Source organism: Streptomyces sp. S465 (assembly GCF_026898115.1).
Lineage (GTDB): Bacteria > Actinomycetota > Actinomycetes > Streptomycetales > Streptomycetaceae > Streptomyces > Streptomyces luomodiensis.
On record NZ_CP114036.1, the window covers coordinates 9457399 to 9483033 of the forward strand.

Below are 25635 nucleotides of genomic sequence, written 5' to 3' on the forward strand. Positions count from 1 at the left end.
TCACCCGAGGAAGGCGAAAGACCGATGGCCGAGGAAGAAAAGCTCCGACAGTATCTCGCGGCTGCGCTCGGGGAACTCAAGCAGACCCGCCAGCGTCTGCAGAAGGCCGAAGCCGCCGGCCATGAGCCGGTGGCGATCGTGGGTATGGCGTGCCGGTATCCGGGTGGTGTGGCCTCGCCGGAGGATCTGTGGCGGCTGGTAACCGAGGGCGGGGACGCGATCACCGAGTTCCCCTCGGACCGTGGCTGGGACGTGGACGGGCTCTATGACCCGGACCCGGAGAGTGTGGGGAAGTCGTACAGCAGGCATGGCGGTTTTCTGCACGACGCGGCGGACTTCGACGCGGACTTCTTCGGGATCAGTCCGCGCGAGGCGACCGCCACGGACCCGCAGCAGCGGCTGCTGCTGGAGACCGCCTGGGAGGCGCTGGAGCGTGCGGGGGTCGACCCCGCGGGACTGCGGGGAAGTCGTACGGGGGTGTTCGCGGGGCTGATGTACGGCGACTACGCCGTGCGGCTGCACCGCGCGCCCGAGGGGTTCGAGGGGATGCTGTCGACCGGCAGCGCGGGCAGCGTGGCCTCGGGGCGGGTCTCCTACACCTTCGGGTTCGAGGGGCCGGCGGTGACGGTGGACACGGCGTGCTCGTCGTCGCTGGTCGCACTCCATCTGGCGGCGCAGGCGCTGCGGAACGGTGAGTGCGATCTGGCGCTGGCCGGCGGTGTCACGGTCATGGCGACGCCGTCCACCTTCGTGGAGTTCTCCCGTCAGCGGGGTCTCGCCCCCGACGGGCGCTGCAAGTCGTTCTCGGACGACGCGGATGGTACGGGGTGGGCCGAGGGTGTGGGTCTGCTGGTCGTGGAGCGGTTGTCGGACGCGCGGCGCAACGGCCACCAGGTGCTCGCGGTGGTGCGGGGCAGTGCGGTCAACCAGGACGGTGCGTCCAATGGTCTGACGGCGCCGAACGGTCCGTCGCAGCAGCGGGTGATCCGGCAGGCGCTGGCCGGCGCCCGGCTCGGCCCCGGCGACGTCGACGTGGTGGACGCGCACGGTACGGGCACGACGCTGGGTGACCCGATCGAGGCGCAGGCGCTGCTGGCCACGTATGGTCAGGACCGCCCGGAGGACCGGCCGCTGTGGCTGGGCTCGGTCAAATCGAACATCGGCCACGCCCAGGCCGCCGCCGGCGCGGCCAGCGTGATCAAGATGGTGATGGCGATGCGGCACGGGGTGCTGCCGCGCACCCTGCACGTGGGGGAGCCGTCGCGGCACGTGGACTGGGCGGCGGGCGCGGTGAGTCTGCTGACGGAGGAGCAGCCGTGGCCGGAGGTGGACCGGCCGCGCCGGGCGGCGGTGTCGTCGTTCGGGATCAGCGGCACCAACGCCCACGTCATCCTGGAGCAGGCCCCCGCCGAGACCCGGCCCGCATCCGAGCCCGCCGAGGAGCCGTCCGCGCCGGCCGCCGCCGAGGACCGGCCGGCCGAGGGCGCCCCGGTGCCCTGGCTGCTGTCGGCCCGTACCCAAGCGGCTCTCGCCGATCAGGCGCGGCGGCTCGCCGGCTCCCTCACCGGACTCGACACCCTGGACATCGGCTTCTCGTTGGCCGCGCGGACGCGGTTCGAGCACCGCGCCGTCGTCGTCGGCCGCGACCGCGACGAGCTGCTGTCCGGTCTCGCGGCCCTCGCCGAGGGCCGGTCCGCCGCCGGTGTGGTCCGGGGCGAGGAGGTCGACGGCGGCCCGGTGTTCGTCTTCCCCGGCCAGGGCTCCCAGTGGGTGGGTATGGCCCGCGGGCTGATGGACGGCTCGCCGGTCTTCGCCGGGCGGATGGCCGAGTGCGCGGCGGCGCTGGCCCCGCACACCGACTGGTCCCTGCTGGACGTGGTCCGTGCCGCGGACCCCGCCGCGCTGGAGCGCGTGGACGTCGTCCAGCCGGTGCTGTTCGCGGTGATGGTGTCGCTGGCGGCGGTGTGGGAGTCCTACGGGGTGCGCCCGTCCGCTGTCGTGGGGCACTCCCAGGGCGAGATCGCCGCCGCCTGTGTGGCCGGAGCGCTGTCGCTGGAGGACGCGGCGAAGGTCGTGGCCCTGCGCAGCCGGTCGCTGCTGCGCCTCTCGGGACAGGGCGGCATGGTCTCCGTGGCGGCGTCGTTGGCGCGGGTGGAGGCCCGTATCGCCGCGCTGGGCGGCGGCCTCGAGGTGGCCGTGGTCAACGCGCCCGAGCTGGTGGTCGTCTCCGGTGACCCCGACGCACTCGACGCGCTGGTGGCGAGCTGCGAAACCGACGGGGTACGGGCCAGGCGGATAGCCGTGGACTACGCGTCGCACTCGGCCCATGTCGAGCAGCTGCGCGACGAACTGGCCGAGGCGCTGTCCGGGATCCGGCCCGTGGCGGGGCGGGTGCCCTTCTACTCCACGGTCGGAGACGAGGCGTCCCCGGGCCGGAGTGAGGGCGAGGACGAGCCGACCGGTACCACGGCGCTTGACGCCGACTACTGGTACCGGAACCTGCGGCAGCCGGTGCGGTTCGACGCCGCGGTAGAGGCGGCGATCCAGGCGGGGAACGAGCTGTTCATCGAGGTCAGCCCGCATCCGGTGCTGACCGGCGCGGTGCAGCAGAACGCCGAGCGGCTGGAGCGGAGGGTCGCGGCGATCGGCACGCTCCGCCGCGCCGAGGAGGAGCCGTACCGGCTGTTGACGAGCCTGGCCGAGGCCCACGCGCACGGCGCGGCCGTCGACTGGACCGCCACGTTCCACGGCGGCCGCCGGGTGGCGCTGCCGACGTACGCCTTCCAGCACGAGCGGTACTGGCTGCCGGACGAGCCGGGCAGCGGCGACATCGGCGCGGTCGGCCTCGGCGCGCTGGGACACCCGCTGCTCGGCGCAGCCGTCCGGCTGGCCGACAGCGACAGCGTCGTGCTCACCGGCCGGCTCTCCCTGCACACCCACCCCTGGCTCGCCGACCACGCCGTGGCGGGCGAGGCCGTCTTCCCGCCCGCCGCGTTCGTCGAACTCGCCCTGCGCGCGGGCGACGAGGTCGGCTGCGACGTCGTGGAGGAGCTGACCCTCAGGGCGCCGCTCGTGCTGCCCGCGTCGGGCGGTGTGCAGGTGCAACTCGTCATCGGCGCCCCCGCGGGCGCCCGCCGCTCGGTCGCGGTCTACTCACGCGTCGAGAGCGCCGACGAGGCGCAGGGGTGGGTCCAGCACGTGGCCGGCGTCCTGGCCGCCGGCACGGACACGGCCGCCCCTTCCTTCGACCTGAGCCAGTGGCCGCCTGCCGGCGCCCGGCCGCTGCCGGTCGACGGCCTCTACGAGCGGCTCGCCGACCGCGGCCACGGTTACGGTCCGGCGTTCCAGGGCCTGCGGGCGGCCTGGCAGCGGGGCACCGACCTCTTCGCCGAGGTGGCGCTGCCCGCCGACACCGCCGGACAGGCGGCCCAGTTCGGCATGCACCCGGCGCTGCTCGACGCCGCCCTGCACCTGACGACGGCGAACGCCGACAGTGCGACGGACCACGGGACCGGTGGCATCACCCTGCCCTCCGACTGGTCGGGTGTGCGACTGTTCGCGGTCGGGTCCTCGGTCCTGCGGGTGAGGATCGCGGCCGACGGCGCCGTGCAGCTCGCCGACGGTGCGGGCGCCCCCGTGGCTGCCGTGGACTCCGTGACGTCCCGCCGCGTGGAAGTGGCGGTGCGTGGCACGGGCGACTCACTGTTCCGGCTGGAGTGGTCACCCGTGCCCGCGTCCGCGCAGGCGTCGGAAACCCCGGCGCCGGTGGTGCTCGGCACGGACTTCGCCGACGTCGAGGACCTGCGGCAGGCGATCGGGGCCGGGACCCCGGCCCCGGACGTGGTGATCCACCCAGCCGCGGGCGGGACGGCCCGTACCGTATTGCCCCTGCTGCAACAGTGGCTCACCCTGCCGGAGCTCGCGGGCACCCGGCTCGCCGTGGTCACGCGTGGCGCGGTGAGCACCGCCCCCGGCGAGGACGTGGCCGACCTGGCCGCCGCGACCGTGTGGGGTCTGGTGCGTTCGGCGCAGAGCGAGCATCCGGGCCGGTTCGTGCTGGTGGACCTGGACGAGGCGGCCGGACTGGCGGCCGCGTTCTCCGCGGTGGGGGAGGAGGACCAACTGGCGGTGCGGGGTGGCCGGGTGCTGGCGGCCCGGCTGGTGCGCGCCGTGCCCAGCGAGGACAAGGACGAGGACGAGCGGCTGCCGGTGTGGTCGGCGGACGGCACGGTGCTGGTCACCGGCGGTACGGGGACGTTGGGCGGGCTGGTGGCGCGGCACTTGGTGCGGCGGTGGGGTGTGCGGCGTCTGCTGCTGCTCAGCCGCCGTGGCGCGGATGCGCCCGGCGCGGGGGAACTGGTCCGGGAGCTGACGGAGCTGGGGGCCCGGGTCGATGTGGTGGCGTGTGATGTGTCCGACCGGCGGGCGTTGGCGGATGTGCTGTCAGGTGTGTCGTTGTCGGCGGTGGTGCACACGGCCGGTGTGCTGCGGGACGCCACGATCGCGTCGATGACCGGTGAGCAGGTCGACGAGGTGGTGCGGTCCAAGGCGGACGCGGCGTGGCATCTGCACGAGCTGACGCGGGAGATGGGCCTGTCGGCGTTCGTGCTGTTCTCCTCGGCCGCCGGTGTGCTCGGCAGCCCGGGGCAGGGCAACTACGCGGCGGCGAACGCCTTCCTGGACGCGCTGGCCGCTTCGCGCCGGGCCCAGGGCCTTCCGGGTGTGTCGCTGGCGTGGGGTCTGTGGGCCCCGGCCAGTGAGATGACCGGCGACATGACCGAGGCGGACCGCCGCCGCATGGCCCGCGCGGGCTTCAAGGCGATGAGCCCCGAGGAGGGCCTGGCCCTCTTCGACACCGCGCTGCGGCTCGACACGCCGGCCGTTATGCCCGCGTCCTTCGACTGGAGCGCCGTGCGCCGGCAGACCGAGACGGTGCCCAGCGTGCTGCGCGGGCTGATCCGGCCCTCCCGGCGCACGGCCGCGGGCGGCGAGGGCTCCTCCGCCTTCGCCCGCCAGTTGCTGGCCATGGCCGAGCCGGAACGCGAACGCTTCCTCGTCGACCTCGTCCGCACCGAGGTCGCGGCCGTCCTCGGCCACGCGGGAGCGGACGCGGTCGCCGCCGACCGGGCGTTCAAGGAGCTGGGCTTCGACTCGCTGACCGCCGTGGAGCTGCGCAACCGGCTCGGCGCGGTCACCGGCCTGACGCTGCCCGCGACGCTGGTCTTCGACCACCCCCGCCCGGTGGCCGTGGCGCGGTACCTCCTCGGCGACCTGGTGGGCACCGCCGACGCGGCCCGGCCCGAGCTGCCGGTGGCCGCCGTCGCCGACGAGCCGATCGCGATCGTGGGCATGGCCTGCCGCTTCCCGGGCGGGGTCGGCACCCCCGAGGACCTGTGGCGGTTGGTGGCCGACGGAACGGACGTGATCTCCGGCTTCCCGACCGACCGCGGCTGGGACGTGGACGGGCTCTACGACCCGGACCCGGAGCACCCCGGCACGTCGTACACCCGCGAAGGCGGCTTCCTGTCCGCGGTCGCGGACTTCGACGCCGCGTTCTTCGGCATCAGCCCCCGAGAGGCAGCCGCGACGGACCCGCAGCAGCGGCTGCTGCTGGAGACGGCGTGGGAAGCATTCGAGCGTACGGGCATCGACCCGTCGACCCTGCTGGGCAGCCGGACCGGCGTCTTCGTGGGCAGCAACGCGCAGGACTACGCCGCGTACGTGGTGGGGGCGCCGGAAGAGAGCGTCGGATACCTGGCGACCGGCAGCGCCGCGAGCGTGATGTCCGGCCGGGTGGCGTACACCTTCGGCCTGGAGGGGCCGGCGGTGACGGTGGACACGGCGTGCTCGTCGTCGCTGGTGGCGTTGCATCTGGCGGCGCAGGCGCTGCGGAACGGTGAGTGTGATCTGGCGCTGGCGGGCGGTGTCACGGTGATGACCACACCCGGCCTGTTCGTCGACTTCAGCCGGCAAAAGGCGCTGTCGCCCGACGGCCGGTGCAAGTCGTTCTCGGACGATGCGGATGGTACGGGGTGGGCCGAGGGTGTGGGTCTGCTGGTGGTGGAGCGGTTGTCGGACGCGCGGCGCAACGGTCATCGGGTGTTGGCGGTGGTGCGGGGTTCGGCGGTGAATCAGGATGGTGCGTCGAATGGGTTGACGGCGCCGAATGGTCCGTCGCAGCAGCGGGTGATCCGGCAGGCGCTGGCCAGTGGGCGGCTCGGTCCCGGTGATGTGGATGTGGTGGAGGCGCATGGTACGGGTACGACGCTGGGTGATCCGATCGAGGCGCAGGCGCTGCTGGCGACGTACGGTCAGGACCGTCCGGAGGACCGGCCGTTGTGGCTGGGTTCGGTGAAGTCGAATATCGGGCACGCGCAGGCGGCGGCCGGTGTCGCCGGCATCATCAAGATGGTGATGGCGATGCGTTACGGCAGGATGCCGCGCACGCTGCATGTGGGGGAGCCGTCGCGGCATGTGGATTGGTCGGCGGGTGCGGTGAGTCTGCTGACGGAGGAGCGGGCGTGGCCGGAGGTGGGCCGGCCGCGCCGGGCGGCGGTGTCGTCGTTCGGTATCAGCGGCACCAACGCGCATGTGGTGCTGGAGCAGGGCCCGGCCGAGAACGCGGACGAGCCGGTGGAGCCGACCGGTGACGTCCTGGTGCCGTGGGTGGTCTCGGCGAAGACCGAGTCGGGCCTCATGGGACAGGCGCGGCGGCTGGTGGATGTGGCGTCGGGGCTGCGGCCGGTGGATGTGGGTTTCTCGCTGGCCACGGGCAGGGCGTCGTTCGAGCATCGTGCGGTCGTGGTCGGGCGGGATCGCGACGTGTTGCTCGCCGGAGTGGAGTCCGTCGCCCGCGATACGGCGGCGCCTGGTGTGATTCGTGCTGCTGCGGAGGCTGGCAAGAGTCCGGTGTTTGTGTTCTCGGGTGAGGGTGCGCAGTGGGTGGGGATGGCCCGGGGTTTGTTGGAGGGTTCGCCGGTGTTCGCGGGCCGGATGGCGGAGTGTGCGGCGGCTTTGGAGCCGTATGTGGATTGGTCGTTGTTGGCGGTGGTGCGGGGTGAGGAGGGTGCTCCGTCGCTGGATGGGGTGGATGTGGGTCAGCCGGTGTTGTTTGCGGTGATGGTGTCGTTGGCGGCGGTGTGGGAGTCCTATGGGGTGCGTCCGTCGGCTGTGGTGGGGCATTCGCGGGGTGAGATCGCGGCGGCGTGTGTGGCTGGTGCGTTGTCGCTGGCGGATGCTGCCAGGCTGGTGGTGGCGCGGGGCCGGTTGCTGGTGGGTGCGCGGGGTGCGGGGGCGATGGTGTCGGTGGCGTTGTCGGCGGAGGGGGTGGGGGAGCGGTTGTCGGGTGGGTTGGAGATCGCGGCGGTGAACGGGCCCGCGTCGGTGGTGGTCGCGGGGGAACCGGCGGAGGTTGCCGGGTTCGCTGAGGCGTGTGAGGGGGACGGTATTCGTGTCCGGCGGGTCAGTGACGTGTTCGCTTTCCACACCAGCCAGATGGAGGCCATTGGTGAGGAGTTGGCGGCGGCGGTCGCTGGGTTGTCTCCGCGTGCGTCCGAGGTGCCGCTGTACTCGACGGTGACCGGCGAGCTGTTGGACACGGCCACGATGGATGCCGGGTACTGGCGGCGGAATCTTCGGGAGCCGGTGCGTTTCGAGGCCGCGGTACAGGCGTTGCTGGGGGCGGGGCACGGGCTGTTCATCGAGGTCAGTCCGCATCCGGTGCTGACCGGCGCGGTGGAGCAGACCGCCGAACAGCAAGAGACTTCCGCCGTGGCTTTGGGCACGCTGCGCCGGGGCGAGGACGATCAGGAGCGGTTGCTGACGAGCCTGGCGCAGGCGTATGTGCACGGTGTGGATGTCGACTGGGCCGTGTGGTTCGAGGGCCTCGGTGCGCGGCGGGTCGAGTTGCCCACGTACGCCTTCCAGCACCAGCGGTACTGGCTGGGGTCCTCCACACAGACCGCGGATGTCGTGTCCGCCGGTCTGGGCACGGCCGGCCACCCTCTGCTGGGCGCGGCGGTCAGCGTCGCGGAGGCGGATGCCGCCGTGGTGCTGACCGGGCGGCTGTCGCTGCACACGCACGCGTGGCTGGCGGATCATGTGATCGGTGGGTCGGTTCTGCTGCCGGGCACGGCCTTCGTGGAGCTGGCGCTGCGCGCCGGTGACGAGGTCGGCTGCGACACGGTGGAGGAGCTGACGCTGTACGCCCCGCTGGTGTTCCCGGCGGCCGGGGCGGTCCAGGTGCAGGTGGTGGTCGGTGATGTCGTGGACGGGCGGCGGCCCGTCGGCGTCCACTCCCGGGTCGAGGACGGCCAGTCGGCCGCCGAGTGGGTGCAGCACGCCGCCGGGACCCTGGTCGCCGGTGACCGTGCCGAGCCGGACTTCGAACTGACGCAATGGCCGCCCGCGGGCGCCGAGGCAGTGCCGGTCGACGACTTCTACGCGAGGCTGGCCGAGGCCGGATACGGCTACGGACCGGTGTTCCAGGGGCTGCGGGCCGTGTGGCGGCGCGGGGACCACGTCTTCGCCGAGGTCGCGCTGCCGTCTGACGCGGCGGCGCAGGCGGGGCGGTTCGGCATCCACCCCGCCCTGCTCGACGCGGCCCTCCAGTCCATGGCCCTTCAGGCGTTTTCCAGCGGTGAGATCATCCTGCCGTTCGCCTGGTCCGGGGTGCGGCTGCACGCCGTCGGCGGCTCCGCGCTGCGGGTCCGGCTGACGCGTACCGCGGCCGACGCCGTGGCCGTGGCCATCGCCGACACGGCGGGCGCGCCCGTCATCTCGGTCGACACCCTCACCATGCGCGAGGTCACACCGGAGCAGCTGGCCACGGCCTCCCGCGGTGACGACGGCATGCTGGGGGTGGAGTGGGTGCCCGTGGTCCACTCGGCGGTCCAGCCGGCGCGGCTGGTGGAGTGGGCCGAGGGCGTTTCCTTTCCCGAGGACACCGACGGCGCGCGAGCGGTGGTCGTGGACTGCCGGACGGCCACGGAGGCGTCGGCCGGTGCGGACACACCGCGGGCGGTCTCCGCCGAGGTGCGCCGGGTGCTGGCGGCCGTACAGGAGTGGCTGGCCCGGCCGGAGACGGCGGGCTGTCCACTGGTGGTGGTCACGCGCGGCGCGGTGAGCACCGCGCCCGGCGAGGACGTGGCCGACCTGGCGGGTGCCGCTGTGTGGGGTCTGGTGCGCTCCGCGCAGAGCGAGCACCCCGGGCGGCTGTTCCTGGTCGATGCGGACGACCACGAGTACGTGCCGGTGGTGGTGGCCGCCGCGCTGGCGGCCGGGGAGCCCCAACTGGCCGTACGGCACGGCCAGGTACGGGCGGCCCGGCTGACCCGGGTGCGCGCCGCCGGCGGGGATGAGCGGCTGCCGGTGTGGCCGGCGGACGGCACGGTGCTGGTCACCGGCGGTACGGGGACGCTGGGCGGGCTGGTGGCGCGGCATCTGGTGCGGCGGTGGGGTGTGCGGCGTCTGCTGCTGCTCAGCCGCCGTGGCGCGGATGCGCCCGGCGCGGGGCTGCTGGCCGAGGAGCTGGCGGGGCTCGGCGCTCACGTCGATGTGGTGGCGTGTGACGTGTCGGACCGGCGGGCGTTGGCGGATGTGCTGTCAGGTGTGTCGTTGTCGGCGGTGGTGCACACGGCCGGTGTGGTGCGGGACGCCACGGTCACCTCGATGACGGGTGAGCAGGTCGACGAGGTGCTGCGGGCGAAGGCGGACGCGGCGTGGCATCTGCACGAGCTGACGCGGGAGATGGACCTGTCGGCGTTCGTGCTGTTCTCCTCGGCCGCCGGCGTCCTGGGCAACCCGGGGCAGGGCAACTACGCGGCGGCGAACGCCTTCCTGGACGCGCTCGCGGTGACGCGCCGGGCCCAGGGACTCCCGGCGGTGTCGCTGGGATGGGGTCTGTGGGCCCCGGCCAGTGACATGACGGGGGAGCTGACCGAGGCGGACCGGCAGCGCATGGCCCGTGCCGGGGTGAAGGCGATGAGCGCTGAGGAGGGGCTGGCCCTCTTCGACACCGCGACGGCGGGTTCGGCGGCCGCCGTACTGCCGATGCGCCTGGACCTCTCCGTCCTCCAGCGCCAGGGGCCGGACCTTCCCCCGCTGGTGCGCGGTCTGGTGCGGCCTTCGCGGCGGGTGGCCGCGGGCGGCGCGGGCTCCTCCGACCTGGTGCGGCGGCTGGCGGGGCTCACGGAACCCGAGCGCGAGCGGCTGCTGGTGGACCTCGTCCGGTCCGAGGCGGCGGCGGCCCTCGGCCATGCCGGTGTCGAGGCGGTGGGTGCCGAGCGGGCCTTCAACGAGCTGGGCTTCGACTCGCTGACGGCGGTGGAGCTGCGCAACCGGCTCGGCGCGGTCACCGGTCTGCGGTTGCCCGCCACGCTGGTCTTCGACTACCCCCGCCCGGCGGCGGTGGCGCGGTATCTGCTCGGCGAGCTGGTGGGCGCCGCCGACGCGGCCGGGGCCGAGCCGGCCGTGGCCGCCGTGGCGGACGAGCCGATCGCGATCGTGGGCATGGCGTGCCGGTACCCGGGCGGCGTCGGGAATCCGGACCAGCTGTGGCAGCTGGTCGCGGGCGGCCGGGACGTCGTCTCGGAGTTCCCCGTGGACCGCGGGTGGGACCTGGCGAACCTCTTTCACCCGGACCCCGACCGTACGGGTACGTCCTACAGTCGGCACGGTGGCTTCCTGCACGACGCGGCGGATTTCGACGCGGGCTTCTTCGGGGTGAGCCCCCGCGAGGCGACGGCGATGGACCCCCAGCAGCGCCTGCTGCTGGAGACGGCCTGGGAGGCGATCGAGAGCGCGGGCGTCGACCCGGCGTCGCTGCGCGGCACCCGCACGGGTGTGTTCGCCGGTGTGATGTACAGCGATTACGCCGCGCGGCTGCGGCAGGTGCCGGAGGGCTTCGAGGGCCTGCTGTCCACGGGGAACGCGGGCAGTGTGGCGTCCGGCCGGGTGGCGTACACCTTCGGGTTCGAGGGGCCGGCGGTGACGGTGGACACGGCGTGCTCGTCGTCCCTGGTGGCCCTGCACTTGGCCGCGCAGGCGCTGCGCAACGGCGAGTGCTCCCTCGCCCTGGCCGGCGGTGTGGCGCTGATGGCCACCCCGACGACGTTCGTGGAGTTCTCCCGGCAGCGCGGCCTGGCGCCCGACGGCCGGTGCAAGTCCTTCTCCGACGCGGCCGACGGCGTCGGCTGGTCGGAGGGGGTCGGGCTGCTGGTCGTGGAACGGCTCTCCGACGCGCGGCGCAACGGCCACCCCGTGCTCGCGGTGGTGCGCGGCAGCGCGGTCAACCAGGACGGCGCGTCCAATGGTCTGACGGCGCCGAACGGCCCGTCGCAGCAGCGGGTGATCCGGCAGGCGCTGGCCGGCGCCCGGCTCGATCCGTCCGAGTTGGACGTGGTCGAGGGCCATGGCACGGGTACCAGGCTGGGCGACCCGATCGAGGCGCAGGCGCTGCTGGCCACGTACGGTCAGGGCCGCCCGGAGGACCGGCCGTTGTGGCTGGGCTCGATCAAGTCCAACCTGGGGCACACCCAGGCCGCGGCCGGTGTCGCCGGTGTGATCAAGATGATCATGGCGATGCGTCATGGTGTCATCCCCCGGTCGCTGCACGCGGGGGAGCCGTCCCGGCACATCGACTGGTCGGCGGGCGCGGTCCGGCTGCTCGCCGAGGATCAGCCGTGGCCGGAGGTGGACCGGCCGCGCCGGGCGGCGGTGTCGTCGTTCGGCATCAGCGGCACCAACGCGCACGTCATCCTCGAACAGCCGCCGGCCGGGGGGCCGTCCCCCGACGCGCCGCTCCTGGACGAGCTGCCGCCGGCCGAGCCGGTTGACGAAGCGCGGACGGAGGAGGGGCCCGCGGACGGTGCGGACGTGCCGGTGCCGTGGATGCTGTCGGCGCGTTCCGCCGAGGCGCTCGCGGAACAGGCGCGGCGGCTGGCCGAGGCGGTGACCGGCGACGGCGCTCCGCGCCCGGTGGACGTGGGGTACTCCCTGGCCACGGGCCGGTCGCTGTTCGAGCACCGGGCGATCGTCCTCGGCCGTGACCGCGAGGAGCTGGTGTCCGGCCTCGGTGCCGTCGCGGAAGGCCGCTCCGCCGCGGGTGTGGTGCGGGGCGGGCCGGCCACGGGGCACGAGCCGGTGTTCGTCTTCTCGGGCGAGGGCTCGCAGTGGCTCGGGATGGCCCGAGGGCTGCTGGAGAGCTCGCCGGTGTTCGCGAGCCGGATGGCCGAGTGCGCGGCGGCGCTCGCGCCGTACACCGGGTGGTCGCTGCTCGCGGTCGTCCGCGGGGAGGAGGGCGCGCCGTCGGCGGAGCGCGTGGACGTCGGCCAGCCGGTGCTGTTCGCGGTGATGGTGTCGCTGGCGGCGGTGTGGGAGTCCTATGGCGTGCGCCCGGCCGCCGTCGTGGGGCACTCCCGCGGTGAGATCGCCGCCGCGTGTGTGGCCGGCGGGCTGTCGCTGCCGGACGCCGCGGCGCTGATCACGGCGCGGGCGCGGCTGCTGTACCAGGCCGGCGTGGCCGGCCAGGGCGGCATGGCCGCGGTCGAACTGCCCGAGGAACGGGTCCGCGCCCGGCTCACCGGGAACCTCGAGATAGCGGCGGTCAACGGTCCCGAGTCGGTCGTGGTCGCCGGGGAGGCCGGGGAACTGGCGGAGTTCGTGGCCGCGTGCGCCGGGGACGGCGTCCGTACCCGCCAGGTCAGTGCCGAGTACGCGTACCACTCCGCGCAGATGGAGGCCATCGGCGAGGCGTTCACCACGGTGGCGGCCTCGCTGACGGCGCGGTCGGCGACGGTGCCGTTCTACTCCACGGTCACCGGCGGGCCGCTCGACACCGCGGCGTGCGACGCCGACTACTGGTACCGCAACCTGCGCGACACCGTACGGTTCGAGGACGCCGTACGGGCCCTGGTGGCCGCCGGGCACCGGACGTTCATCGAGGTGAGCCCGCACCCGGTGCTGACCGCCGCGGTGCAGCGGACGGCCGAGGAGATGTCCGTCACGGTGGCGGCCTTCGGGACGCTGCGGCGCGGCGACGACGACCGGACGCGGCTGCTGACCGGCCTGGCCGAGGCCCACACCCACGGTGTGGCCGTCACCTGGGCCGAGGCGTTCACCGGCAGCGGCGCCCGGCGGGTGCCGCTGCCCACGTACGCTTTCCAGCGCCGTCGGTACTGGCTGGACGCCACGGACGGCGCGGCGGACGTTGCGTCGGCGGGCCTGGAGGCCGCTGGGCATCCGCTGCTCGGTGCGGCCGTCGCCCTCGCCGACGCGGACGGCGCCGTGGTGCTGACCGGGCGGCTGTCCCTGCGGACCCACCCGTGGCTGGCCGACCACGCGATCGGCGGTTCGGCACTGCTGCCCGGCACCGCCTTCCTCGAACTGGCCTTGCGCGCGGGCGAGGAAGCCGGCTGCGACGTGCTGGCGGAACTGACCCTCCACGCGCCGCTGGCGCTCCCGGAGACCGGCGCGGTGCAGCTGCAACTGGTGGTCGGCGCCGCCGACGACGGCCGCCGGACGGTGCAGGCGTACGCACGGCCCGAGCGCGCCGGCCGGCCCGTGGCGTCCGGGGAACAGCCGGACGGAGGGTGGACGCTGCACGCCAGCGGCGTGCTCACCACCGAAGGCGCCGGCGTCGAAACCGGCTTCGACCTGGCGCAGTGGCCTCCGGCCGGGGCCGAGCCGGTGCTCGCCGAGGACGCCGTGGAAGAGGTGTACGAGCGGCTGGCAGGGCAGGGCTACGAGTACGGGCCCGCCTTCCGCGGCCTGCGGGCCGTTTGGCGGCAGGGCCGCGACCTGTACGCCGAGGTCGCCCTGGACCCCGAGACCGCGGAGCAGGCGGGCCGGTTCGGTGTCCATCCTGCCCTGCTGGACGCCTCGCTGCACGTGCTCACCGTGCATGCCCTGGAACAGGCCGACGCGGGCAGCGGGCAGGCGCTGTTGCCGTTCGTCTGGTCCGGGGTCCGGCTGCACGCGGTCGGTGCGTCGGGGCTGCGGGTGCGGGTGACACCGGAAGGGCCGGAGGCGGCGCGTATCCAGATCGCCGATGCCGACGGTGTGCCCGTGGCCTCGGTGCGGTCGCTGCTGTCCCGCCCGGTGTTCCTGGAGCGGCTGGCCGCCGCCGGGCGGAGCGGCGACGACAAGCTTTTCACGGTGCGGTGGGAGCCGGTCGCCGGCGCCGCCGTCCCGTCCGTGGAACACCCCGCGCCGCCGGTCGCCGACTGCCGGACGCTGCCCGCCGCCCCCGCGGCGGCGGTCCGGCAGGTGCTGGAGGAGGTGCGGCGGTGGCTGGACGGGGCGGACCCGGCTGGGCCGCCGCTGGTGGTGGTCACCCGGGGCGCGGTGAGCGCTGACCCGGAGGAGGCGGTCACGGATCTGGCGGGTGCGGCCGTGTGGGGTCTGGTGCGTTCGGCGCAGAGCGAGCATCCGGGCCGGCTGGTGCTGGTGGATGTGGATGAGGCGGCCGGTCTGGAGATCCTGCCCTCCCTGGTGCTGGCTGAGGAGAGCCAGTTGGCGGTGCGGGGTGGCCGGGTGCTGGCGGCCCGGCTGGTGCGCGCCGTGCCCGGCGAGGAGGAGGACGGGCGGCTGCCGGTGTGGTCGGCGGACGGCACGGTGCTGGTCACCGGTGGTACGGGGACGTTGGGCGGGCTGGTGGCGCGGCACTTGGTGCGGCGGTGGGGTGTGCGGCGTCTGCTGCTGCTCAGCCGCCGTGGCGCGGATGCGCCCGGCGCGGGGGAACTGGTCCGGGAGCTGACGGAGCTGGGGGCCCGGGTCGATGTGGTGGCGTGTGATGTGTCCGACCGGCGGGCGTTGGCGGATGTGCTGTCAGGTGTGTCGTTGTCGGCGGTGGTGCACACGGCCGGTGTGCTGCGGGACGCCACGATCGCGTCGATGACGGGTGAGCAGGTCGACGAGGTGGTGCGGTCCAAGGCGGACGCGGCGTGGCATCTGCACGAGCTGACGCGGGAGATGGGCCTGTCGGCGTTCGTGCTGTTCTCCTCGGCCGCCGGTGTGCTCGGCAGCCCGGGGCAGGGCAACTACGCGGCGGCGAACGCCTTCCTGGACGCGCTCGCGGTGACGCGCCGGGCCCAGGGACTCCCGGCGGCCTCGCTGGCGTGGGGTCTGTGGGCCCCGGCCAGTGACATGACGGGGGAGCTGAGTGAGGCGGACCGGCAGCGCATGGCCCGTGCCGGGGTGAAGGCGATGAGCGCCGAGGAGGGGCTGGCCCTCTTGGACACCGCGTTGGAGCTCGGCGCGCCGGCCGTCCTGGCCGCCTCGTTCGACCTGGCCGCGGTGCGCGGGCGGGCGGGCGCCGGACCGGTGCCGCCCCTGCTGCGCCGCCTGGTGCGGCCCGCCCGCCGGGCGGCCTCCGCGCTGCCCGCGCGGGAGGAAGCCGACCGGACGCGGCGGCGGCTCGCCGGGCTCCCGGCAGCCGAGCGCGAAGCGGCCCTGGTCACGGTGGTACGGGACCAGGTGGCCGTGGTGCTTGGACACGCGTCGTCCGAGGAGATCCCCGCCGAGACATCGATCCTGGAACTCGGTCTGGACTCGCTGACCGCCGTGGAGCTGCGCAACCGGCTGACGGCGGCCACGGGCGCCGAACTGAGCCCGACGGCCGTCTTCGACCACCCCACACCGCTCGGCCTCGCCCGCTTCCTGGCCGACGGCCTCGCCGCCCCGGCGCCGGGAGGCGCGGGAACCGCGGCCGACGCATCCGGGGGCGGCCGGGCGGCGGCTCCGCTCACCGCGCTGTTCCGGCAGGCGTGCGACGCCGGCCAGCCCACTGTGGCGCTGGCCATGGCCCGGGAGTTCGCCCGGCTGCGCCCGGTGTTCGACGCCACCGGTACGGACCGGTCGGCCGGCCCCGGTACGGGGAGCGCCGCCGGTCAGGGGAGCGATCCCGCGGGCGGCCGCGGGGCGGTGCGGGTGTCGGCGCCGGTGCGGATCGCCCGCGGGAGTTCCGGTCCCGGCCCGGTGGTCGTGTGCGTCCCGTCGATCGTCGCGCTGGGCGGTGTCCAGCAGTATCTGCGGCTCGCCACCTCCTTCGAGCCCGCGCAGGACGTCCGTGTCCTGGCCAACCCCGGCTTCGCCGAGGGTGAGGCGCTGCCGGCCACCATGGAGGCGGCGGTGCAGCACCACCTCCTGTCGCTCGAACAGGACACCTCCGACGGCCCCCTGGTCCTCGTCGGCCATTCCACAGGCGGTCTGCTGGCCCAGGCCGTCGCCGCCGGTCTGGAACGCGCGGGCCGGAGGGTCACGGGCGTCGCCATGCTGGACACCTACCTGCCGGGCGACGAGGGGGGCACGGCGGTGAGCGACGGCGTGCTGGGCGCGGTGTTCGCGGGGATGGCCCGGCGGGAGAGCGACATCCTCGGGTTCACCGACGCGCGGCTGTCCGCCATGGGCCGGTACCTGGAGCTGCTCGGGACGTGGGAGGCGCCGCGGATCTCCGTCCCCACCCTGCTCGTACGGGCCTCCGAACCGCTCGACGGCGCCCCGCCCGAGCTGATCGGTCCTGACGACTGGCAGACGTCCTGGCCGCAGCCGTACACCGTGACGCAGACACCGGGCGACCACTTCACCTTGCTGGAGGAGCATGCCGACAAGACGGCGCAGGTCGTCCTCGACTGGCTGACCGGACTCGTGTGACGGTCTGACCAGCGAACCGGCCGCGCGGAGAATCATCCCGCGCGGCCGGTCCGTTTCCGCGGAGAGGTCCGGTCAGGTGCGGCTGCCCGTAGCGCTCCGGCACGGCTTCACCGGCCCGGGCACGCTGCTCACTTGGCATCGCCGTCTGGTGCGCTGGAAGTGGCACCATGCGCCGGTCAGGCCCGGCCGACCACCGTTGCCGGAAGAGACAGTGGCGCTCATCCAGCGCCTGGCAAGGGAGAATCCGACCTGGGGGTACGTCAGGATCCAGGGTGAGCTGCGTCGGCTTGGTCATCGGGTCGCCGCCGCTCCGGTCTACCCGCCCGCGCCGCAGCGAGCATCCCAGCAGACGTGGCGCTCATTCCTCCGCGCTCAGGCCCACACCCTGCTTGCCTGCGACGTCATGCACGTGGAGACCGTCTTCCTCAAGCGCCTCTGCGTCTTCTTCGTCATGGAGATCTTGGCCTCGGTCGCCTCGCTCTGCCGGGCGTTCGCCGAAGCCGAGAACGCTGCGGCGGACGACAGCCTGCCGCTGCGACCCAAACCCGTCCGCATCCCCAGCCAGGGGACCCGCTGACCCCCGAGGAGATCGCCTGGGACTGGCGGTGGTGTGCGTGGGGTGGTGAGGTTTTCGCCGTCCTGGGTCGCTTAGCGGGCTCCCGCAGGGGCTCGGAGCTGTTCGGCCAGCCGCTGGAGTTCGGCCGCCGTGGCAGGCGAGGGGTCGTTGAGTCCGCTGTGCACGGCCGTCGGGCTCTTCAGGAAGCGCCGGAGCACGGCCACCAGGAGCCCTTGCGGCAGAGCCCGCAACGCGGCGAACGCGCGAGGTACCGGCGGCGTCTCCATCGCGGCGAGGTTCTGCCGCATGAGGTGGAGCATGCCGCGGACCGCGTCCGGGGCGTCGGCCAGCACCGCCGGGCCGCCCGCCGCGTGTACCGCCTGCCCGAGCGGGACCTCGAACGCGGCGTGCGTCCTGAGCCAGGCAGCCATCCGCGGCTCGGCCTTGGCGTTGATCCCGGCGGTACGGAACGTCTCCACGATCCGTACCAGCCGCGGGGTGGTACGGCCGTCGGGCTCGCCGATCGGCATCGCGACCCGGCGGGTGATGAAATTGCTCTTGCGGTAGCGGACCACGTCGCCGTCCATCGTGCCGCCAGTCGCGGGGAAGCCGAGCAGCACCCGCTCGTGGCCGATCACCGCACCCAGCGTCTTTGGGCCGGCTGCCCAGTTGAGCAGGAACAGCACGTCACCTTGGACACCAGCGAGTGATTCCAGCACCGCATCCACCTGGTGGGTGCGGACGAAGACGGTGATCAGGTCGTATCCGCCGTCCGGGTGCTCGATCACCGGTACCGGCACCCGCTTGACAGCTGGGCCGTCTTCCTCGGCGAGCTGCACTCCCTGCCGGCGCAGGGCGGTCAGGCGCTCGCCCCGGGCGAGGAGCGAGACGTCGTGGCCGGCCTCGTGCATGCGGGCGGCGAACAGGCTGCCGCAAACCCCGGCGCCGTACACGAGCAGCTTCATGACAGCCCTCTTTCACACGTTCGTTTCATTCATACGTTCGTTTCATTCAAACATATGTAGAGTCCCTCGTGTGGCGACCCCAGACACCCGCACCCAGATCCTCGACGCGGCCGAGCACCTCTTCGCCGAGCACGGATACCGCGGCACCTCGGTCCGCGCGATCACCAAACTCGCCGGGGCGAACCTGGCCGCCGTCGGCTACCACTTCGGCTCGAAGGCGGAGCTGATGGCCGCCGTCGCCCGCCGCGTGATCGAGCCCATCAACGCTGCCCAGTGCGCCGGGCTCGACACATTGCTCGCCCGGACCCCCGACCCACCGGTCGGCGAACTGGTGGAGGCATTCGCGGGGCCGCTGTTCGACGGGATGCCGGCCGGCGACGAGGGCGGCGCCCGGACGTCCCGGCTGATCGTGACGATCCTCAGCGACCCGGCCGAGGAGGCACGCAACTGGACCGGCCCGGCCGAGGACTCCGTCCGCGAACGCTACCTCGCGGCCTTCGCGCGCGTACTGCCCGGCCTTTCCCCGGAGGAGCTGCGGTTCCGGATGCGGGGGATCCTTGCCGTGACGGCCGTCGACCGCCTCGAGGTCCACCAGCAGCCCTCCCCTGGCTGTGTGTCCCCGGTAGCGGGCGAGGCGGCCCGGCGATGGGCCATCACGTTCCTGACGGCAGCGATGAGTGCGCCACCGACCCGGACCTGACGACCCAAGACAGACGCCGGCGGCGCGGGTCGGGCGGCGTTCGCTCTGTGGACGAGGGCAGTCCTCGATCCTGTCGGGCCGCTGCGACGGCACTTCCCTCCTCGGCCCGCCGCGCGTCAGCGGCGTCCTTTGGTCGTCGGCCGGACCAGCGCGAGCCATAAGGGGTGCGCTACGGGAGATCCCCGTGCCCCGCTGCCCGGTGCTGACGCGCCGTGGACGGCAGGGCAGACTGTCGGCGGACCACGCAGTGACGAGGCGCGGCGACGAGACCGGGAGGGGACCGATGACCGACACATCCACCCATCAGCACTCGGAGGCAGCCGGACCGGTACACGTCACCGTGTGGGAGGACGGTGGAGCGGGCCTCCCCTCCGTCGTCCTGGTCCACGGGATCCTCACCTGGGGTGACGACGAGCAATACGGCTTCGCGGCGCAGCGCCCGCTGGCCGACCGGCACCGGCTGCTGGTGATGGACCGCAGAGGTTATGGACGCAGCCCGGACATCGCGCACAGCGACTGGTCGGTCGATGCCGAGGACATCGTCGCGCTCCTCGGTACCGGGGCTCATCTGGTCGGGCACGCGTATGGCGGGGTCAGCGCGATGGCCGCCGCCGTACGCCGTCCCGACCTGGTCCACTCGCTCACCCTGATCCAGCCCGGCGCGCTGCGGCCCGCCGAACGTCACCCGGCCGTCGCCGAGGCGCTGGCGCGTGCCCGCGCGGCCACCGCGGCGCTGCCCGCCGACCTCACGCCCCAGGAGTTCCTGAGTGCGGCTACCGCATCGGTCGGCATGGCGACACCGGAGCCGACGCCGGCGCGGCTGCGCGCCGCGGCCGCCTCGATGGCCGAACGCCCCTGCTGGGACGCGGACATCCCACTCGGACCGCTGGCCGAGGCACCCTTCCCGAAGCTGATGATCTCCGGTGACTGGGACGGAGCGCCCGAGCAGTACCGAAGGTACGCCGGTGAGCCGCTGATCGCCTGCGCAGACTACGTCGCGGCCGCGATCGGCGCCGACCACCTGATCGTCCCCGGCTACTACCCACACACGCAGCAGCCCGAACGAGTCAATGCCGCACTGCGGGAGTTATGGGACCACGCCGAGCGAACGTGACCGCTTCGTGGAACCGCCGGCCGAGAACACGGAGCGCTCGTGACGAACCACAACCTGGCCGCGCTGACGGCCGTGCACCCGCCGTTTCAGAGGTGTCATCTGAGCACTGGCGTCGACATGACGAGGCGGGGGCCGCATACGCATCCGCCCCCGCCGGGCCACCGGAGCGCCGCGACGCTCCGAGGTACCGCTACGAGGCCGACGGGCCGGTCCAGTCGGCGGCCACATGGCCGATGCGCACCCGCTGCGGGTGGTCGCCGACCGACACGGACGCGGTCTTCTCGCCCGTCGCGAAATCGATTGCGGTGACCCGGTCGGCACCGCTCTCTGAGACGACGCACGCGGTGCCGTCGCCGCTCACCGTCGCCCAGTACGGCTTCGAGGTCGGCACCAGGGGCCCTTCCTGGAGTGATTCCCGGTCCACGACGGTCGCGTAGTCGTCCATCGTCCCGGCCACGCACAGCTTCTTGCCGTCGGGGCTCATCGACAGGCCGTGGTGGCGGGAGTCGTTGACCCAGGTGGTGCGGTCCTCGCTGGTCTCAGGGTTCTTCGGGAGGGTCTTCGAGCGGGTGATCTTGTCCTTGGCCACGTCGTACTCCAGGAACCCGTTGAAGAAGGAGACCTGGAAGTAGAGCTTGGACTCATCGGGGGTGAAGGCGACGGGCCGGACGGCATCGGACAGGTCCTTGCGGCCGAAGGCGTCGAGCCGTTCGCGCATATCGATGACCTTGACCTGCCGATACGTGTTCGCGTCGACCACGGTGATGTGCCGGTCGCCCTTCGTCCAGTCCATCGACGGATCGTCCAGGGCGGTGTTGACCTCGCCGATCGACATGTTCCAGAGATACGTGCCGCCGTCGGTGAAGACGTTCTCATGGGGCTTGTCACCGGCGGCGAACGAACCGAGCTGCTGACCCGTCTCGATGTCGAGGACATGCACCGTGTTCGATGTCGAAGCCGACACCGCGACGCGTTTGCCGTCGGGGGACACGGCCATGTGGTCCGCGCGGAACCCCGACACGGGGAAGCGCCAGTTGACTTTGCCTGTCGTGACATCGATCGAGACCACGTCGGCGAAGCTGGGCCGGGAGACGACGATGGCGGAGCCGTCCGGGGTCGAGTACATGTCGTCCACGAACTGGTCGTGCCCTTCACCCGGCCCCAGCCGGATCCCCAGGAAGAAGGCGAGCTTGATGGGGTTGAGGTAGATCTCGGTGAGCCGTTGGTCCTTGTCCGGTATGACGTTGATCCGGCCGATCCTGGCCATGTCGCCGGTGGATTTGATGACGTCGGCGGTGCCGTCCCAGTTGTTGCCCACGAACATCACCTCCCGCAGGCCGGCCGCCTTCGCCTGCGCGGAGGCGCTCACCGCCGTGGAACCGGTCACGGCCAGCGCCACGGCCGCGGCGAGGGAGAGCATCATCCGGGTGGAGCCACGGTGCTCGGGAGCCATGGTCACTCCATTCGAGGTGGGACCTGTCATCGTCGGGGCGCCGCTTACTGGAAAGTAATGAAGGTGGATACCTCTCACAAGAGCTCTGACGGCAAAAAATGACAGACTCTCAACTTCACCATGGACAAGGTCTGCTTTGATGCACCGACTCCGCCCCGGCGCGGCTCGCCGCCCTCACCCAGGCCACAGCCCTGCTCCTTGCGGTGCCCCACCCCGAGGCTCGATCCTGGTCTGAAGAGCGAACGACCGGTTGGGCGTCCGTACGTTAAATCGAACGAAATGGAAGAGAAGGGGGAGAGCGTGAGCGTTTCCGAGGGGTCGGTCCGGAGCATGCTGGCCACGAATCTGCGGCGGGCCAGATCCGAGCGAGGGCTGTCCCTCTCCGAGCTGTCCCGGCGGTCGAAGATCGGCAAGGCGACGTTGTCGCAACTGGAGTCCGGGACCGGCAACCCGACCATCGAGACGGTGTTCAGCCTGTCGCGGGTGCTGGAGGTGCCGATCTCCGATCTGTTGGACGCCCGGCCCGCCGGGGATCTGACCGTCGTGCGCGCCGCGGACGTGGAGGTGCTCAGCGGCGAGGGGGTCGATCTGCGCCCGCTGCAGCGGATCGAGTCCGGCGATGCGGTCGTCGAGCTCTTCGACCAGCAGGTTCGGGCCGGGCGCCGGCAGGAGTCGCTCGGTCATGTGGGGACCGAGCACACCATCGTTCAGGCCGGCCGGCTCGGTGTGCGGGTGGAGGGCCACGAGGTGGAGCTGGGACCGGGCGACTACGTGCGCTTCGACGCCTCTCGCCCGCACTCCTACATGGCCCTCGACGGCGACGTGCGCTCGGTCCTGCTGCTGCAGTACCGGGCGGAGCAGCGGCTCCACCTGTCCGACCCGGCGCTCGGCGGCGGCCCCTGCGGCTCGGAGCGATAGCCGGCCGGAACAGTGCCGAACGCTGTGCCCGCGTAAAGAGGCGAGCGTGACCGTTGACACGCCCTCTGTCGCGTCATACGTTTTGCGCGTTCGGTTTAACGAACGAGGGGGTTCGATGTACGGAACGCGAACGCGGGTGGCGGTGCTGGGCGCCGGGATCGTCGGCTGCGCCTGTGCTCGCGAGCTCGCCCTGGCGGGCCTCGACGTCACCGTCGTCGACCGGGGCGCAGCCGCGTCGGCGACGACGGCGCACGGCGAGGGCAACGTACTCGTCTCCGACAAGGGCCCAGGACCCGAGCTGGAACTCGCAAAGCTCTCCAGGCGGCTGTGGCCGCAGGTGCTCGAGGCCGTCGCGGCGCGGTCCCCGCATGCGGCCCGAGCGGTGGAGTGGGAGCCCAAGGGCGGCATCGTCGTCGCCACCACCGACGCCGGCGCCCGTGAACTGACCCGTTTCGCCGCCGATCAGCGCGCGGCGGGGGTGCACAGCGAAGTCCTCGGTGCCGATGCGCTCGCCGAGGCCGAGCCGTACGTCACCCGCGAGTACACCGCCGCCCTGCACTACCCCAAGGACGCCCAGGTGCAGCCGGCCGCCGCGGCCGCCGCCCTGCTCACAGAAGCACTCGCGGCGGGCGCCACCCTGCGCACGGGCTGCGAGGCGCTCTCCGCGGTCACCCGCGGCGACCGGATCACCGGCGTCCGCACCTCGACCGGCCTGCTGGAGGCCGACTGGTTCGTCAACGCCGCGGGTCCCTGGTCCGGCGAGCTGTCCACCCGGCTCGGCGCACCCGTGGACGTCCGGCCCCGGCGGGGTGATGTGCTGGTGACCACGCCGCTGCCGCCGACGGTCTTCCACAAGGTCTACGACGCCGACTACGTCGGAGCGGTCGGCAGCAGCGCCGAGGAGTTGCAGACCTCGGCGGTGGTGGAGTCCACCCGCGGCGGCAGCGTCCTCATCGGCTCCTCGCGCCGCCGGGCCGGCTTCGACGACCGGCTGCGCCCGGAGGTCCTGTCGGCCATCGCCGCCAAGGCGCTGCGCCTGTTCCCGGCACTGGCCGGGGTGCCGGTGATGCGGGCCTACGGCGGATTCCGCCCCTACGTCCCCGACCATCTCCCGGTCATCGGCGCCGACCCCCGGCTTGCCGGCCTCTGGCACGTCGGCGGGCACGAGGGCGCCGGAATCGGCCTGTCGGTGGGCAGCGCGCTGCTGCTGCGCGAGCTGCTGCTCGACCAGCCGACCGACATGGACGCCACCCCGTTCCGTGTGGACCGCCCGGCCGTACTGGGCGGCAGCACGGGCACCGCACGTGAGGAGACGGTATGAGTCCCAGACGTGTCCGCGCCGAGGCCGACGCCGTCGGACGGCAGGAGAGGCCACTGCGGATCATCGTCGACGGTGAGCCCGTCGACGGCATCGCGGGCCAGACCATCGCGGGCGTCCTGCTCGCCGCCGACCGGCTGTCCTGGCGCCGGCAACGTTCCGGCGCGCCCCGAGGAGTGTTCTGCGGCATCGGCGTCTGCTTCGACTGCCTCGTGACCGTGGGAGAGGACCGCGACGTACGGTCCTGCCGTCGCCGGGCCCGCGACGGCGACGTGGTGACCACCCAGACCCGACAGGCCGAACCCGGCCAGGGCCGGGAGGCGCGGGCGCTCCGGACCCGGGAGCTCGAGACCGGTCCATGACCCGTCGCCGCACACCGGCCCGGTCCCCGAGTCGTGGACCGGGGACAGTTCCGACGTACGGGGAAGGAAGCCGAAATGACGCACCGTCATGTCGCGGTGATCGGAGCGGGACCCGCGGGCCTCGCCGCGGCGGAGGCCGCGCTGAGCGCCGGCGCCCGGGTGACGTTGATCGACTCGGCCGACCAGCCCGGGGGCCAGTACCACCGCATGCTGCCCGACGCCTACCACGCCGCCCGGCCCGAGCGGCTCCAGCACGGCTGGCGGGCCTTCGACCGGCGCCGCCGCCGGGTGCTCGCGCACCCGCGGTGCACTTGGTGGCCCGACACCTCGGTCTGGGCGCTGGAACGCCCGGACGTGGGAGAGCCCGGAGTCCCGCGGGTGCACGTGCTGCGCGGCCCGGCCGACGGCGGCCGGCGGCGCCGCCTGACGCTCGACGCCGACGCGCTGGTGCTCGCCGTGGGCGCCCACGACCGGGTGTTGCCGTTCCCCGGCTGGGAACTGCCCGGCGTCTTCGCCGCCGGCGCGGCACAGGCGCTCGCCAAGGGCGAGCGGGTCGTGGTCGGTGACCACGTCGTGGTCGCCGGTACGGGACCGTTTCTACTGCCGGTGGCCGCTTCACTGCTGGAGGCCGGCTCCCGGGTCCTGGAAGTGCTGGAGGCCGGCACGGTGGGCACCCTGGCCCGCGGCTGGTCGCGACGGCCCTGGGAGCTGGCGGCCCAAGTCGGCAAGGCGGGCGAACTCGCCGCATACACCGCCCTGTTGATCCGCCACCGCGTCCCCTTCCGGGCCGGCCGTACCGTCGTCGAGGCGCGCGGCGACGGCCGGGTCGAGGAGGTCGTCACCGCCCGGCTGCACGCCGACTGGTCGGTGGTGCCGGGCACCGAGCGCACGCTCGCGGTCGACGCGGTGTGCGTCACGCACGGCTTCAGCCCGCAACTGGAGCTGCCCCTGGCCGCGGGCTGTGCGCTGCGCCGCACACCGAGCGGTGAGTTCGTGGCCGTGGACGACGACCAGCGCACCAGCTGTCCGGGCGTCTACGCGGCCGGTGAGATCACCGCTGTCGCGGGCGCCCCGGCCGCACGGTCGGAGGGCGCGCTCGCCGGCTGGCTCGCCGGCGGCGGCGACCCGGCCGTGCCCAGCCTGCGCCCGTTGCGCCGCGGCCGGGACCATGGCCGGGCCTTCGCCGAACGGCTGGCCACGGCGCACCCGATCGGCGAGGCCTGGCCCGGATGGCTGCGCCCGGAGACCGTCATCTGCCGCTGCGAGGAGGCCGACTACGCCTCGCTGTGCAGGGCCGCCGGCAACGAGGCGAGCGCGGGCACACGTGTCACCAAGCTGGAGACACGCGCCGGTCTCGGCCCCTGCCAGGGACGTGTCTGCGGCCCCACGGTCGCCGAACTCACCGCCCGGCTGACCGGCCGGCCCGTCGAGCGGCCGGTCGAGGGCCTGCCTGCGGCCGGGCCTCACCTCCGCCCGGTCGCCCAGCCCATCCGGCTCGGCGAACTCGCCGCCGCCCCCGAACCATCCCCCGACAACCCCACCCCTCAAGCCGGCTGACGGCTTCGACTCTCCCTGGAACACCGGCCTCCCCGGAACACC

At 73.4% G+C, this 25635-nt stretch carries 9 protein-coding genes and 1 pseudogene; 8 read left to right on the forward strand and 2 right to left on the reverse strand.

What is annotated here, in order from left to right:
• Nucleotides 1-54 precede the first annotated feature (54 nt).
• Together N6H00_RS39405 and N6H00_RS39410 are read left to right on the forward strand one after the other, a co-directional pair.
• Nucleotides 55-16617 (forward strand): annotated as a pseudogene (locus N6H00_RS39405) (SDR family NAD(P)-dependent oxidoreductase); the annotation flags it as partial.
• 109 nt (nt 16618-16726) lie between these two features.
• Nucleotides 16727-17227, forward strand: coding sequence for a hypothetical protein (locus N6H00_RS39410; protein WP_268976713.1), 501 nt, complete (start codon nt 16727-16729; stop codon nt 17225-17227).
• 71 nt (nt 17228-17298) lie between these two features.
• On the opposite strand, the gene N6H00_RS39415 is transcribed toward N6H00_RS39410, so the two are convergent.
• A complete protein-coding gene (locus N6H00_RS39415) occupies nt 17299-18171 on the reverse strand; it encodes a ketopantoate reductase family protein (RefSeq protein ID WP_268976714.1) in 873 nt (290 codons plus the stop codon).
• Nucleotides 18172-18241: 70 nt separating this feature from the next.
• Between N6H00_RS39415 and N6H00_RS39420 the strand changes: the two genes are divergently transcribed.
• The gene (locus tag N6H00_RS39420; protein WP_268976715.1) at nt 18242-18871 is read left to right on the forward strand and encodes a TetR/AcrR family transcriptional regulator; all 630 of its coding nucleotides are present in this window, start codon (nt 18242-18244) and stop codon (nt 18869-18871) included.
• 283 nt (nt 18872-19154) lie between these two features.
• Entirely contained in the window at nt 19155-19985 is an 831-nt protein-coding gene (locus tag N6H00_RS39425; RefSeq protein ID WP_268976716.1) for an alpha/beta fold hydrolase, read from the forward strand.
• Nucleotides 19986-20175: 190 nt separating this feature from the next.
• Here the strand turns inward: N6H00_RS39425 and N6H00_RS39430 are convergent, their stop codons facing one another.
• The gene (locus tag N6H00_RS39430) at nt 20176-21438 is read right to left on the reverse strand and encodes a YncE family protein (protein WP_268976717.1); all 1263 of its coding nucleotides are present in this window, start codon (nt 21436-21438) and stop codon (nt 20176-20178) included.
• 300 nt (nt 21439-21738) lie between these two features.
• Between N6H00_RS39430 and N6H00_RS39435 the strand changes: the two genes are divergently transcribed.
• The 4 genes from N6H00_RS39435 to N6H00_RS39450 all read left to right on the forward strand — a co-directional run bounded on the left by N6H00_RS39435 (nt 21739) and on the right by N6H00_RS39450 (nt 25593).
• A complete protein-coding gene (locus tag N6H00_RS39435) occupies nt 21739-22356 on the forward strand; it encodes a helix-turn-helix domain-containing protein (protein ID WP_268976718.1) in 618 nt (205 codons plus the stop codon).
• A gap of 115 nt (nt 22357-22471) precedes the next feature.
• Nucleotides 22472-23677, forward strand: a complete 1206-nt coding sequence (locus N6H00_RS39440) for an NAD(P)/FAD-dependent oxidoreductase (protein ID WP_268976719.1) — start codon at nt 22472-22474, stop codon at nt 23675-23677.
• Entirely contained in the window at nt 23674-24036 is a 363-nt protein-coding gene (locus tag N6H00_RS39445; RefSeq protein ID WP_268976720.1) for a (2Fe-2S)-binding protein, read from the forward strand. Before N6H00_RS39440 ends, N6H00_RS39445 begins: the two co-directional genes overlap by 4 nt.
• Before the next feature lie 75 nt (nt 24037-24111).
• Nucleotides 24112-25593 (forward strand): FAD-dependent oxidoreductase, encoded by a 1482-nt coding sequence (locus N6H00_RS39450; protein WP_443073177.1) that lies wholly within the window; start codon nt 24112-24114, stop codon nt 25591-25593.
• Nucleotides 25594-25635: the final 42 nt, after the last annotated feature.

What these genes read in the sequence shown, in the direction of transcription:
- N6H00_RS39430 (WP_268976717.1), bottom strand. Translation starts at nt 21,438, where the DNA reads ATGGCTCCCGAGCACCGTGGCTCCACCCGGATGATGCTCTCCCTCGCC.
- N6H00_RS39445 (WP_268976720.1), top strand. Translation starts at nt 23,674, where the DNA reads ATGAGTCCCAGACGTGTCCGCGCCGAGGCCGACGCCGTCGGACGGCAG.
- N6H00_RS39450 (WP_443073177.1), top strand. Translation starts at nt 24,112, where the DNA reads ATGACGCACCGTCATGTCGCGGTGATCGGAGCGGGACCCGCGGGCCTC.
- N6H00_RS39415 (WP_268976714.1), bottom strand. Translation starts at nt 18,171, where the DNA reads ATGAAGCTGCTCGTGTACGGCGCCGGGGTTTGCGGCAGCCTGTTCGCC.
- N6H00_RS39440 (WP_268976719.1), top strand. Translation starts at nt 22,472, where the DNA reads ATGTACGGAACGCGAACGCGGGTGGCGGTGCTGGGCGCCGGGATCGTC.
- N6H00_RS39425 (WP_268976716.1), top strand. Translation starts at nt 19,155, where the DNA reads ATGACCGACACATCCACCCATCAGCACTCGGAGGCAGCCGGACCGGTA.